Source organism: Methylobacterium sp. Leaf91 (genome assembly GCF_001422815.1).
In the GTDB taxonomy this organism is placed as follows: domain Bacteria; phylum Pseudomonadota; class Alphaproteobacteria; order Rhizobiales; family Beijerinckiaceae; genus Methylobacterium.
This window is the reverse complement of record NZ_LMMP01000011.1, coordinates 136,573-150,269: the sequence shown is the minus strand read 5'-3', so window position 1 is coordinate 150,269 and position 13,697 is coordinate 136,573. Positions and strand designations below refer to the sequence as shown.

At 67.1% G+C, this 13,697-nt stretch carries 8 protein-coding genes; 1 reads left to right on the top strand and 7 read right to left on the bottom strand.

Features of this window, described 5'->3' with window-relative positions; genetic code table 11:
- The first annotated feature begins 205 nt into the window (after positions 1 to 205).
- Positions 206 to 2,215: an AAA family ATPase gene (locus tag ASF32_RS10905; protein WP_162239898.1), complete on the top strand. Its 2,010-nt coding sequence runs from the start codon at positions 206 to 208 to the stop codon at positions 2,213 to 2,215.
- A gap of 165 nt (positions 2,216 to 2,380) precedes the next feature.
- Here ASF32_RS10905 and ampH read toward each other — a convergent pair whose 3' ends face one another.
- The 7 genes from ampH to ASF32_RS10870 form a co-directional block, all read right to left on the bottom strand.
- Positions 2,381 to 3,496, bottom strand: a complete 1,116-nt coding sequence (gene ampH, locus ASF32_RS10900) for a D-alanyl-D-alanine-carboxypeptidase/endopeptidase AmpH (protein WP_056427674.1) — start codon at positions 3,494 to 3,496, stop codon at positions 2,381 to 2,383.
- A 280-nt stretch (positions 3,497 to 3,776) separates the two neighbouring features.
- Positions 3,777 to 5,270, bottom strand: coding sequence for a siroheme synthase CysG (cysG, locus tag ASF32_RS10895; RefSeq protein WP_056427669.1), 1,494 nt, complete (start codon positions 5,268 to 5,270; stop codon positions 3,777 to 3,779).
- Between the two features lie 15 nt (positions 5,271 to 5,285).
- Positions 5,286 to 7,964: a nitrate reductase gene (locus tag ASF32_RS10890; RefSeq protein ID WP_056427748.1), complete on the bottom strand. Its 2,679-nt coding sequence runs from the start codon at positions 7,962 to 7,964 to the stop codon at positions 5,286 to 5,288.
- Positions 7,965 to 8,208: 244 nt separating this feature from the next.
- Entirely contained in the window at positions 8,209 to 9,807 is a 1,599-nt protein-coding gene (locus ASF32_RS10885) for a sulfite reductase subunit alpha (RefSeq protein ID WP_056427666.1), read from the bottom strand.
- Positions 9,804 to 11,591 (bottom strand): NirA family protein, encoded by a 1,788-nt coding sequence (locus ASF32_RS10880; RefSeq protein ID WP_056427745.1) that lies wholly within the window; start codon positions 11,589 to 11,591, stop codon positions 9,804 to 9,806. Before ASF32_RS10880 ends, ASF32_RS10885 begins: the two co-directional genes overlap by 4 nt.
- Before the next feature lie 11 nt (positions 11,592 to 11,602).
- Complete coding sequence (locus tag ASF32_RS10875) at positions 11,603 to 12,826, bottom strand: FAD-dependent oxidoreductase (protein ID WP_056427663.1); 1,224 nt, start codon at positions 12,824 to 12,826, stop codon at positions 11,603 to 11,605.
- A 16-nt stretch (positions 12,827 to 12,842) separates the two neighbouring features.
- Positions 12,843 to 13,637 carry an ABC transporter ATP-binding protein gene (locus ASF32_RS10870; protein ID WP_056427660.1) on the bottom strand — a complete coding sequence of 265 codons (795 nt, stop codon included), beginning with the start codon at positions 13,635 to 13,637 and terminating at the stop codon, positions 12,843 to 12,845.
- Positions 13,638 to 13,697: the final 60 nt, after the last annotated feature.

The window sequence follows — 13,697 nt, the reverse complement described above, 5'->3', positions numbered from 1 at the left end:
ACGGCATGGCAATCCTCCCTCATAAGCCCGTCCAGTGAATCACACGCCAGCCAGATCGCCTACCCCAAGCGATTCAACCCGCCAGGGCACGGCTCTAGGGTCGCAGCACCCACCTCATGTCGTCCTTATCGATCAGGCAGGGCAGGTCATGTTTCAAGCTGGTGCTTGGACTCGGACACTGTCCGACATAGCCGTCTTCGATGACATGTTCGTTGCCGCCAATGTCTGTTCCGGCGTCGAAATTGGCTCAGAGCACCGCGAAAACCTCCATGAGCTGATTATCGGTGAGCAAGGCGTAGCTCTGAACGCCATCCTTCGAAGCCATGTTTCCGCTATTGAGAATCATAATGGTAACCTTCGCGCCTTGGGCGAAAGAGTTCCGCGTGATGCGCGGGGGCCGTTCGGTTTGGACGCCTTTTGCGATCTTCCGGCGCAGCCCGACATCGACACTGTGCTTGAAGATGCCGAACGTAGTTTCGCGGCGGCCATGGCTGAGGCCGCGGTTCGCGAACGGCCGATATTCGCTCCGCTCGCACTTCCGACCTTCGACCTCGAAGGCATTGAGGCCGTGTTGGCTCGCGACCTTCCAGGGCTAGAAGCTGCCGCTGCCGAACGTGCGCAGGCTCACCTGTCGGCGTTAGGCAAGGGCGCCGAGGCATGGGTTGCCGAAGGCATGATGAAGATTGCGGACGGGGCCGCCAGTGGCGATCTCGAAGCATGCCCTTTCTGCGCTCAGAACCTAAGTGGTTCTCCTTTGATTGCCCACTATCAAGCGTATTTCAGCGATGCATACGCTGAGCTGAAAGCGGCGATAACGGCAGCAGGCAAAGCGGTTCGTGCCACGCACCCCGACGAGGTGCCTGCGGACTTCGAGCGCCACGTGCGAGTGGCGTCGGAGACGCGAGAGTTCTGGTCCGACTTTGTGAGAGTTCCCACTTTTCAGCTCGATACGGCGGCAATCTCACGGGCTTGGAGAGAGGCGCGCGAGGGCATGTTAACTGCGCTCCGCGCAAAATACGCAGCGCCGCTGGAGCCCACTTCGCTATCACCCACCGTCCGGGCTGCGGTTTCATCCTACGAGGAGTATAGGGCGGTCGTGGATATAGTATCGGCAGCCCTACAGGAGACCAACGGCGAAATTGAGCTTGTTAGGGAGAAGGCCGCTTTAGCAAACCTTTCAACGTTGGAGGCGGCTCTACCTCGCCTTTACGCGGTGCGGTCACGGCACACGCCTGAAGTTGCCGCCGCATGTAATGCCTACTTGGCCGAGAAGGTGGCCAAAGACGTGACCGTAAGGTTACGTACCGACGCGCGTACCGCGCTCGATGCCTATCGCAATGCGGTCTTCCCAGCTTACGAGACTGCCATCAATACCTACCTGAGCCGGTTTGGTGCCGGTTTCAGATTGGGCAGTGTGAGGCAAGCCAACAACCGGGGCGGCTCAACCTGCACATATAACGTGTTGATCAATACGATTGCGGTCTCGGTTCCCTCATCGAGCGGACCATCTTTCCGCAACACACTGAGCGCCGGCGACCGCAACGTGCTCGCCCTAGCCTTCTTCTTTGCATCGCTTCACAACGATAGTGATATTGGCAGAAAAATCGTCGTTATTGATGATCCGATGACAAGCCTTGACGAGCACCGCAACCTGCACACTCTGAACGAGATGAAGCGCCTGCTCGGTCGTGTCGACCAGATGATCGTTCTGTCACACTCGAAGCCCTTTTTATGCCCGCTGTGGGAAAGCACTACGACGAACGACCGGGCCGCTATCAAGATTGGCCGCATTCGCACCCAGCAAAACGAGGACGCCTCCGACCTCACCGAATGGAATGTCCACGCTGATTGCATTTCTGAGCACGACCATCGTCATGGATTGGTGCGCTCCTATCTGCAAAACAGTGCAAGTGCCGACGAGCGCGCTGTTGCAGAGGCCCTACGCCTCATCCTTGAGGCGTTTGTCCGCGTCGCTTATCCCGCGGACTTCAAACCCGGGGACGCGTTGGGTGCGTTCGTGAACGTTAGCCGTCAGCGCTTGGGGACTCGTGGGCAAATTATGAACCAAGTGGATACCGACGAGCTGCGTGAGATCCTGGAGTACGCCAACCAATTTCATCACGACACGAAAACGACCCGTGGAACGGTCTTTATAAATGGCACCGAACTGGCCGACTTGGCTACTCGAACCCTTGCGTTCACTCGCAGAACCTAACGACTGCGAACCTGCCCCGTTATGAGTTGGGGCAGCTAAGGCAGCTTTAACCGTCATCACTGTCCCTGCCACCATATCGAAGTGATGACATTTGATCCTGCGTGCTACGCCATTTGAACCTGCGGGCTGCCGGGGGGCTCCGTGGACCCGGCTTCTCCACCCGGGTCAGCGGGTCGTGAGGGCGGCGATCAGCTTGTGGGTCGTGCTGGTCAAGGCGGAGAACGCCGCGAAATCGATGCTGTTGATGACGACGAAGACCCCGACATCGCGCCCCGGTGCGAAGGCGACGTAGCTCATGAAGCCGGCGCCTCCGCCGCTCTTGGCCAGCATCGCCGGTTCGTTCCCCTTGGCCGCCAGGGCCACCCAGCCGAGGGCCAGACCCGCCATGGGCGACGCTTCGTCGAAGCCGATCGCCGCCGGCATCGATTGGCGCTGGCGGTAGACCGCGTGGCTCAGGGCGAGCGCGCCGCTCGTGGCGGTGACGTTGTGCCGGAGCCAGCGGGCCATGTCGTTGCCGGTGCTGTAGAGCCCGCCGCTTCCCCCCGTCGCCTGGGTGTCGACGCAGGTGGCCGGGCCGCCGAGGCCCGAACCGATCATCAGCCGGGCGCATTGCTCCGGTGTCGGCGAGAGAACCGTATCCAGCATTCCGAGGGGCGCGGTGACGTGGCCGCGCAGCACGTTCGCATAGGACGCGCCGCCTGCCGTCCCGACCGCATCGGCCAGGAGGTCGAACCCCACATTCGAATAGGACGTGACGGTGCCGGGGGCCCAAGGCAGCGAATATTGGCCGAGCCAGGACCAGCGGTCGTCGCGGGTCGGCCAGGCGCGGGGATTCGTGCCTTCGGGAGCGTGTCCCATCTCGCGCGGTAGGGCGCCCGAATAGGTCGCGAGGTCGAGGAGGGTGATGGGGCGCCCTTCGAAGGCCGGAACCTTCATCTGCGGCGCGAAGCTCTGCAGCGGATCGGCGAGGGAGAGCTTCCTCTCCGTAGCGAGGGAGGCGAGCACCTCCGTGGTGAAGACCTTGGTGATGGAGTTGAGCCGTACGAGACTGGTTCCGTCGGGCGTGATGCCGTTGCCCTTCTCGGTCTCGCCGTAGCCGCGGATGAAGGTCCCGTCCCCACGCACGACCACCAGGATCATGCCGGGCGCCCCGGATTCGAGGAACAGGACGTCACCGGTCAAGTCCGTCGCCGCCGCGATCACCGGATCGTCGGCGCTCGCTGCATGTGTCGTCGTCGCGAGCGACAGGGCGAGGGCGAGGGCAACGAATCGCTTGATCACGGCGTGGCTCCGATTCTGGTCGGAACTCTACACGCATCGCACGTGGTGCAAGCCTATCGGGCGTGGGGGCCACCGCGTCGATTCACAGATGTTTGGTCGTGACACTGTTCCCAGGGGCGTTCGCGCATCCGGGAGCCTTTGTTTCAGCCCTCGCCTCCCTTGCCACGATCGCCGGCCAGGGTGGCGCTCTCGCGCCGGAGCGGGCGACCGACGGGGCAGACCTCAGCATCCTCCCGGTGAAATGGAAGCCGCGCCTTGTCCGATGAAGGCCGACCGATTGTCAGATCGCCAGCTTGTCCGGCTCTGGCGTTGCCGCGACCGCTTCAAGCCTGTGCAGCCGCAAAGCCTCGCCCACCATCAGCAGGGCCGGCCCGTCGTAGCCCGATGCCTCCACCCGGTCCGCCAGGTCGGCGGCTGTGCCCGACACGACGGCTTGGTTGGGGCGCGTGGCGTTGAAGACGAGGAGCGCGGGGGTGGCCGGGGCCAGACCCTCGGCAACGGCGCGTTCGAGAAGCTCGCGCAGGGTCTTTTTCGGCATGTAGACCACGGTGGTGACGCTCGGATCGGCGAGCGCCCCCCAGTTCAGGTCCGCCGGCAGGGCACCGCGCCGGTCGTGGCCGGTGACGAATTGCAGGCGTCGCGCCGAGTCGCGGTTGGTCAACGAGACGCCCAGCGATGCGGCCGCCCCCTGCGCCGCCGAGATGCCCGGCACTACGCTCACGGGGATTCCCGCCTGATGGCAGGCGTCGATCTCCTCGCCGGCTCGGCCGAAGACGAGGGGATCGCCGGATTTCAGGCGCACCACCTGCTTGCCGGATTTGGCGAGCTGCACCATCAGCGCGTTGATGTCGTCCTGGCGGCAGGAGGGGCCGTGCCCGGTCTTGCCGACCAGCATGGTGCGCGCCTCGCGACGGGCATAATCGAGGATCTCGGGTGCCACGAGATCGTCGTAGAGGATCACGTCGGCGTTGCGGAGCGCCCGCAGGGCCTTCAGCGTCAGGAGTTCGGCATCACCCGGCCCCGAGCCAACGAGTGTCACCGCCCCACCCTTCGGTGCGGCGTCCGTCTGGCCGAGAAGCTCGGCGAGGTCCGCCTCGGTGGGAACCCGGTCCGGCTCGGCGAAGGCGCGATCCGTGAATCGCTCCCAGAAGGCGCGGCGGTCGGAGAAGGCGTGGAAGCGGCTCGTGACCTCCTCGCGCCAGTCGCGGGCGGCACCAATCCAGGCCTTGAACCCGCGCGGGAGCATGCCCTCGATCCGGGCGCGCACCGTCTGCCCGAAGACAGGAGCCGCGCCCTCCGTCGAGATGCCCACCACCATGGGCGAGCGGTTGACGATGGCACCGAACTTCACGTCGCAGAGATGCGGCCGGTCGACGGCGTTGACGATGGCGCCGGTCGCCCGCGCCGCGGCCACGAAGGCGATGCAATCGGCCTCGTCCTCCATGGCGCCGATGCAGAAGGCCGCGCCCTGGAGGTCGGAGGGGTGCCACTGGCGTTCATGCAGGGTGACGCTGCCGGCGACGATCTCGCCCGGTACCGCGCGCAACTCGTCGCTGGGTTCGGGTGCGTAGACGTCGACATCGGCCCCGGCGGCGGCGAGCAGCTTCACCTTCCACGGCGCGCCGCCATTGGACCCGGCCAGCACCGCGCGCTTGCCCTGCAGCGGCACGAAGACCGGCAGGACCGCCAGCGGTTCGAGACCGGCATGTCCGGCGCCCTCACGGGCGGCGATTCCGGCGGGTCGGGTTTCCCGGGGCTGGCGGGGCGTGCTCATCCGATGAAAATGAGCTTATGCGGCGTCGCGCGCAAGCGCCTGCGGCAGCAGCTTGCGGATCTCTGGGATGCATGAGCCGCAATTCGTGCCCGCCTTGCAGGCGGCACCCACCGCCTCGACGCTGTGGGCGCCGGCCGCGATGGTGGCGGTGATGACATCGAGGCCGATACCGTGGCAGGCGCAGACGGTTGGCCCGGCCGACGCCGTCTCGGCCCGGCCTGAGAGCAACGCGCGTCGGGCGGAGGGTTCGAGATCGGGCGCGGCGAAATACGTCTTCTCCGATTCCCAGCCCGGCTTCGCGTCGCCGGGTGTCAGGGCCAGACAGGCGACGAGACGCTCCCCGTCATAGGCGGCGAAACGGTAGCGGCCACGGGCGTGGTCGGCATATTCGGCGATCTCGAGGCCCTGGAACATCCCCCTCAGCATCAGCGCGACTTCGCGCGAACTCTCCTGGGTGGCGAAGTGCAGCCCGGATCCGCCCTGGATCGTGGCACGCGCCCACCACCAACCGGCGGGAAGCGACCGCTGCTCGCGGGTCAGCAGGAAGCCGCGGCTGCGATAGACGGCCGGCGCGATGGCGGACGGCGTCGCCTTCAACTCGGGCTGCCCGGAGACCGGATCGGGGATGCCGCGCGCGAGGGCGCCGACCCGCCCCTCCGACGCGGTGGCCCCGCTCCAGTGGAAGGCCGCGAAGAGGTCGCCCCGGCGCATACCCTCCCCCACCATCACCTCCAGTACCGCCGCGCCATGCGCGGTGGAGACCGTGGCGAGGCCGCCATGGGTCACGCCCATCGCGGTTGCGTCATCGGGGTGGATCTCGACGAAGGGCACGTCGCGATGAGCCGAGAGGCGCTGGCTCTTCCCGGTGCGCGTCATCGTGTGCCAGTGATCGCGGACCCGTCCGGTATTGAGCACGAAGGGGAAGTCCGCGCTCACGGCCTGGGCCAGCGCCGGGGGCTGCACGGCGACGAAACGGGCGCGCTTGTCGAAGGTGAAGAACTGCCCGTCGGCGAAGAGCCTCTGCCGGCCCTGCTTTCCCCCACGCTTCGTCAGGGGCCATTGCACGGGCGCCGCCCCGGCATAGGCGGTATCGGAGATGTCGCTCACCGCGCCGATGTCGAAGTCGCGGCTGCCGTTATTCTCGAAGGCCGAGAGCGAGGCATGTTCGCGGAAGATCGCGGCGGCGTTCGGATAGGCGAAGGCCTCGCCGTGGCCAAGGCGCTTGGCGACGTCGCTGATGATCGCCCAATCCGCCCGCGCCTCGCCGGGAGACTTGAGGAAGCTGCGCTGACGCGAGATGCGCCGCTCGGAATTGGTGACGGTGCCGTCCTTCTCGCCCCAGGCCTGGGCCGGCAGCAGCACGGTCTTCCGGCCCGTCGTCATGGCGGTGTCGCTGTCGGAAACGGCCTCGGAGACGACGTAGAGATCGAGCCCCTTGATCGCTTCGCGGATCGCGTCGGCACGGGGCATCGACACGACGGGGTTGGTGCCCATCACCCAGAGGGCCTTGATCCTGCCGCGCTCCACCGCCTCGAACAGGGCGACGGCCTTCATGCCCTCGCCGGTGATGATGTTGGGCGCCGACCAGAAGCGGCGGACCCGGTCCACCTCCTCGGGCGCGAAATGCATGTGGGCGGCGAGCATGTTGGCGAGCCCGCCGACCTCGCGGCCACCCATGGCGTTGGGCTGGCCGGTGAGGGAGAGCGGCCCCGCGCCGGGCTGGCCGATGCGGCCGGTGGCGAGGTGGCAATTGATGATGGCGTTGCCCTTGTCGGTCCCCTGAGCCGACTGGTTCACCCCTTGCGAAAAGCCGGTGACGACGCGCTTCGTACGCGCGAACAGGGTAAAGAATTGCCCGACATCCGCCTCCGACAGCCCAGTGGCGGCGGCCGTCGCGGCGATGTCCGGCGCGATCGAACGGGCGCGCTCCAGGGCCCCGTCGAGGCCGGTCGTGTGGTCGAGGACGAAGCGGTAGTCGAAAGCACCTGCGCTCGCGAGATGGACCAGGAGGCCGGAGAACAGGGCGGTGTCGGTGCCCGGCTTCAGGCCGAGGAAGAGGTCTGCCTCCTCCCCCGTCTGTGTCCGGCGCGGGTCGATCACCACGAGCTTGGTGCCGCGCTTGGCGCGGGCATCGACCATGCGGCGGAACAGGATCGGGTGGCACCAGGCGGTGTTGGACCCCACCAGCACGATGAGATCGGCCTCGTCGAGATCCTCGTAGCAGCCCGGCACCGTGTCCGAACCGAAGGCGCGGCGGTGGGCCGCCACCGCGCTCGACATGCAGAGGCGCGAGTTGGTGTCCACATGGGGCGTGCCGAGGAAGCCCTTCGCGAGCTTGTTGGCGACGTAGTAATCCTCGGTGAGGAGCTGGCCGGACAGGTAAAAGGCGATCGAATCCGGGCCGTACTGCTCGGCGACCTTCCGTAGCCCGCCGGCCACGGTGCCGAGGGCCGATTCCCAGCTCGACCGTACCCCATCGACGACGGGATGCAGCAGGCGGTTGTCGAGGGACAGGGTCTCGCCGAGGGCGGAGCCCTTGGAGCAGAGGCGGCCGAAATTGGCCGGGTGCTCGGTATCGCCGGCAATCCCCGCGCCGCCTGCCCCGTCCGGCGTGGCGATCACACCGCAGCCGACGCCGCAATACGGGCAGGTGGTCTTCACGGCGGCGGCGGGTGCCTGGACGTGCGCGTTCATGGCGAAATCCTCGGCGGGTTCCAGGGTTCGAAGGACAGCAAAAGTCGGGCCGGCTGTGCGCATCTCCCTCCCCCCTTGTGGGGAGGAGTTGGAGGTGGGGGTGGTTGGGCGACCCTCAGAGGGCAGAGGCCAGCGGCGCCACCCCCACTCCTAGCCTCTCCCCACAAGGGGGAGAGGGACATGCTCTGCCAGCAAGATCAGGTGTTTGAATTCGATAGCCCGCAAAGGAGGGCTCTTCCCGTTTTCAGTACACGTCGGCCTGATACCGCCCGGTCTTCTTCAGATGGGCGAGGTAGGCCACGGCCTCGTCGGGATTCTTGCCGCCGAACTGACCGGCGACGTCGATGATCGCCCGCTCCACATCCTTGGCCATGCGCTTGGCATCGCCGCAGACGTAGAAATGGGCGCCGCCTTCGAGCCATTTCCACAGGTCAGCGCCGTTCTCGCGCATGCGGTCCTGCACATAGGTCTTCTCGGTGCCGTCCCGCGACCAGGCGAGGGACAGGCGGGTGAGCACCTTGCCGTCCTTCAGCGCGTTCAGCTCGTCCTTGTAGAAGAAGTCGCTGGCCTGGCGCTGATGGCCGTAGAACAGCCAGTTGCGTCCCGGCGCCTGGGTCGCGGCGCGCTCGCGCAGGAAGGCGCGGAACGGTGCGATGCCGGTGCCCGGCCCGCACATGATGACGTCCTTCGACAGATCCTCCGGCAGGGCGAAGCCGTGCGCCTTCTGCAGGTAGACCTTGACCGTGGTCTTCTCGGCAATGCGTTCGCCGAGATGGGTCGAGGCGACACCCAGACGGAGCCGTGAGCGGTGGTTGTAGCGCACCGCGTCGACCGTGAGCGAGACCCGGCCCGGATCGGCCTTCGGCGATGAGGAGATCGAGTAGAGGCGGGGCTGCAGCTCGTCGAGGGCTTCCAGGAAGACCTCCGCGTCGGGCCGGGCGCCGGGAAACTTGTGAAGCGCGCCGAGCACGTCGAGATAGGCGGCGTCGCCGTCCGGGTCCTCGCCCGCCGAGAGCGCCCGCGCCTTCTTGCGCGCCTCCCCCGAGGTGAGGAGGGAGAGGAGCTGGTAGAGCCCATCCGGGGCGGCGCCCAGCGAGTAATCCTTGATCAGCCGGTTCCGCAGGGTCTGGCCGCCGATCATGCGCTCGGGCCGGGTGCCGAGTTCGGCGATGATCGCATCCACCAGGGCCGGCGGGTTCGAGGGGAAGAGCCCGAGGGAATCGCCGACCACGTACTCGATGTGCGTGCCCGTGAGATCGATCTCGACATGCCAGGTCTCCTTCTCGCCGCCCGGCTCGTTGAGGCGGGTGCGGGACAGGAACACGGCCTCCACCGGGTTCTCGCGGCAATAGCCGAGCGGTCCGAGGGGCGCCTCCGCCTTGGCCTCGCCCTCCCCCGCTTCGGCCGCTTTCGCGCCGCCGCTCGCGCCGAATTCCTCATCCAACTTCTTGAGCATGCGGAGGGTGTCTTTGCCCCCCGGCTGGCACAGGTTGAGGCGCTCTTCCTTCTTCAGGAACAGGGCGTTGGCGTAATCCGCGCAATTGTAGCCGCACTGGCCGCAATCCTGCTGCGCCATGGCGGCCATGAGCTTCTGCGCCTCCGGCCGCTCCTTGGCCAACTCCATCCGGTCGGGCAGCGGCATCGACGGATCGTGCCAGGGCGCGTCGTCATTGTCGGCGAGCTTCGGCCCGCCACCCGTATCGCCGGGGGCGAGGGCCGTCGCGCCCTCCACGGCGGGGCCGAGCAGGGCGGCGAAATAGCCGGACAGCCAGGAACGCTGGTCCGGGTTGAACGGGGCGTTCTCGGGGATGAGAACGAGCGGGGGGATGACGTGCTCGCTCATGCTGCGGCCTTCAGGACGGGTTGATCTTCGGCGAGGCTGCGGAGGCTCTCCGGGCCGGTGCGTGCGGTGAAGGCCTGGAAGCTCTCGGCCTGGCTCTCGCGGCGGGCGAGGTAACTGCGCAGCAGCGCCTCGATCCGGGACGGACAATCCTCCGCCTTCACCGCCTTCCAGATCTCGGTGCCGATCTTCGGGCTGTCGCCGAAGCCTCCGCCGACGACGATGTCGTAGCCCTCGACGGTGTCGCCCTCCTCCGAGACGACGACCTTCGCGCCGATGAGGCCGATATCGCCGATGTAATGCTGGGCGCAGCTATGGTGGCAGCCGGTGACGTGGACGTTCACGGGCACGTCGAGTTCCGGCAGGTGGGCCTCCATGTAATCGGCGATGACGAGCGCGTGGCCCTTCGTGTCCGAGGCGGCGAACTTGCAGCCCTTGTTGCCGGTGCAGGCCACGAGGCCGGCGCGGATGCTGGAGGCTTCCGTGGTGAGGCCAAGCGCTGCCACGCGGGCCTGGACCTCGGCCACCTTGGCATCGGGCACGCCGGAGAACAGGAAGTTCTGCCACACCGTCATGCGGATGGCGCCGTCGCCGCATTCCGACGAGATCTTTGCCAATTCCCGCATCTGGTCGGAGGTCATCTTGCCCACGGGCAGGATCACCCCGATCCAGTTCAGGCCCGGCTGGACCTGTTTGTGGACGCCCACATGGGAGAAGCGGTCCATGGGCCCACGCGGGGCGAGATGGGCGGGGTCGACGCGGTCGAGCTTGTAGCCGAGCTCGTCTTCCACGGCGGCGAGGTACTTGTCGAAGCCCCAGGCATCGAGGACGTACTTCATCCGGCTCTTGTTGCGGTTGGTCCGGTCGCCGTTCTTGATGAAGACCCGCAAGATCGCGTCGGCGACCTTGTTGCAGGCCTCGGGCTTCAGCACCACACCGGTATCGCGGGCGAGATCGCGGTGGCCGGAAATGCCACCGAGCACGAGGCGCATCCAGATTCCGGGCTCCACGGCCGCGCCGTCGAGAACCTTCACCGCCTGGAAGCCGATATCGTTGGTCTCCTCCAGCACCGGCATCACGCCGCCGCCGTCGAAGGCGACGTTGAACTTGCGCGGCAGGCCGTAGAGCGAACGGTCGTTGATGATCCAATTGTGCCAGGACTTGGCCAGGGGCCGCGTGTCGAGGAGTTCCTGGGCGTCGATCCCGGCCACCGGCGAGCCGGTGACGTTGCGGATGTTGTCCGCGCCCGAGCCGCGCGCCGTGAGGCCGAGGTCGATCAGCCCGTCGAGGAAGGGCTGGCCATGCTCCGCCGTGATCTCGCGGACCTGGAGGTTGGCGCGGGTGGTGACGTGGCTGTAGCCGCCGCCATGGGCATCGGCGAGATCCGCGATACCGGCGAATTGCCAATGCTGCAGGATGCCGTTGGGGATGCGCAGGCGGCACATGAAATCGCCGCTGGCCGGGGCGAGCCAGAACAGGCCGTGATAGCGCCAGCGGAAATTGTCCTCCGGCTTCGGGGCCTTGCCGGTGGCGGCTTCCGCGATGAGGCGGTTGTGGCCGTCGAACGGGTTCTCCGCCCGCTTCCACTTCTCCTGGTCGCAGAGCTTGCCGCCGGCCTTCACCGTGGCGTCCTGGGCCTTGATGTGGATGGCGTCCGGGCCGGTCGGCTCGGAGGGCGCGGCGGCACCCTGCCCGAGGGCGAGGCCGCCGGTGATGCGCGCGGCTGCGATGCCCGAGGCGAAGCCTTCCAGGTAGCGCTTCTGCTCGGCGTTGAAGTCGTCGGCCATGGAAGCCTCCATCATGCTGCCAGGGATTGGGAATCGGGGGCGTGGACGCGCCCGAACATCAGGTCGTCTCGGTGATCGGCGATGGGTTCGCCGGTGCGGATCAGCGTCTTGCACCAGCCCTGTTCGGCGATGTCGCCGACGAAGACGGCGCCGAGGAGCTTGCCGTCGCCGATGATCAGCTTGCGGTAGAGGCCGAGGCCGGGATCCGACATCACCACCGTCTCGGCATGTTCGGGCGCTTCGATCTCGCCGGCCGAGAAGACCGGCAGGCCCGAGACCTTGAGGCTGGTGGCCAGCGAGGTGCCAAGATAGGCGGCTTCCTCGCCGACGAGGTGGCGGCTCAGCACTTCGGCCTGGTCGTAGGCGGGCTCGACGAGGCCGTAGACCATGCCGCGATGCTCGGCGCATTCGCCGAGAGCGAAGATGCGCGGATCGGAGCTCGTCATCCGGTCGTCGACCTTGATGCCGCGCCCGACTTCGAGCCCGGCGCCCTGGGCGAGGACGGCATTGGGGCGTACCCCCACCGACATCACCACGAGGTCGGCCGGCAGCACCGTGCCGTCCGACAGGACGAGGCGCTCGACCCGGCCGTCGCCCTCCACATGGGCGGTATCGGCCTTGAGGAGGACGCGGATTCCGCGGGATTCCATGGCGCGCTTCACCAGGCCGGCGGCGTGGTGGTCGAGCTGGCGCTCCATCAGCCGGTCCATGACGTGGAGCAGGGTCGTGTCGACCCCGAGCCGGGCGAGGCCGACGGCGGCCTCCAGCCCGAGCAGGCCGCCGCCGATGACGATGGCTTTTGCGCCGGTGACCGCCGCTTTCCGGATGGCCGCCACGTCCGCGAGATCGCGAAACGTGATGATGCCGGGCAGGTCCATGCCGGGCTTCGGCAGCCGGATCGGGAGCGAACCCACCGCGAGGACGAGCTTGTCGAAGGGCAGGACATGGGTCTCGCCGACCATGACGAGGGCGTTCTCCCGGTCGACCTGCGTCACCGGCGCGCCGGTGATGAGGCGGATGCCGTGCGCCTCGTACCAGTCAAGACCACGAAAGGCGCAGGCGGCCTCGTCGACCTCACCGCCCAGCAGCGACGAGAGCAGCACGCGGTTATACGCCGCCTGCGGCTCGGCACCGACGACGGTGACGTCGTAGCGACCGGGCGCGCGCTCGGTCAGCCGCTCCAGAAAGCGCAACGACGCCATGCCGTTGCCGATCACCACCAGACGCTCCTTCATGACCTGCGTCCGATCCTCACGCCGCCATGGCGGGCTTGGCGTGGCGGGCATAGAGGAACTCGAGCACGGCGGCGCGGGCATGGGTGTAGGTCGCGTCCTCCACCAGATCGAGGCGGCGGCGGGGCCGCTCGAGATCGACCTTCAGGATCTCGCCGACCGTGGCCGAGGGGCCGTTGGTCATCATCACGATCCGGTCGGAGAGCAGCACCGCCTCGTCGACATCGTGGGTGATCATGATGACGGCGTTCTTCAGCCGCGCATGGATGTCCATGAGCGAGTCCTGCAGATGGGCGCGGGTGAGCGCGTCCAGCGCCCCGAACGGCTCGTCGAGGAGGAGCACCTTCGGCTCCATGGCCAGCGCCCGGGCGATGCCGACGCGCTGCTTCATGCCGCCCGAGATCTCGTTGGGGCGGCGGTCCGCGGCATGGGTCATGTTCACGAGGGCGAGGTTGTGGTCGATCCATTCGCACCGCTCGGCCCGGGTCTTCTTGCCCTTCAGCACCTTCTCGACGGCCAAAGCCACGTTCTCGCGCACGGTGAGCCAGGGCAGCAGGGAATGGTTCTGGAACACCACGGCGCGGTCCGGGCCGGGGCTGTTCACCTCCTTCTCTTCCAGGAGGACGCCGCCGGTGGAGGCCTTGAGCAGCCCGGCGACGATGTTGAGCACCGTCGACTTGCCGCAGCCGGAATGGCCGATCAGCGAGACGAACTCGCCCTTGTCGATCTTCACGCTCACGTCGCGCAGCACTTCGTTGGTGCGCCCGGAGCGGGTGAAGCTGATGCCGACATTCTCGATGCTGAGATAGCTCATGGGTCTCGTGTCCCTCTGCGAGAGGCGGTCGGGGCACGGCGCGACGGGAAGACCCCGGCG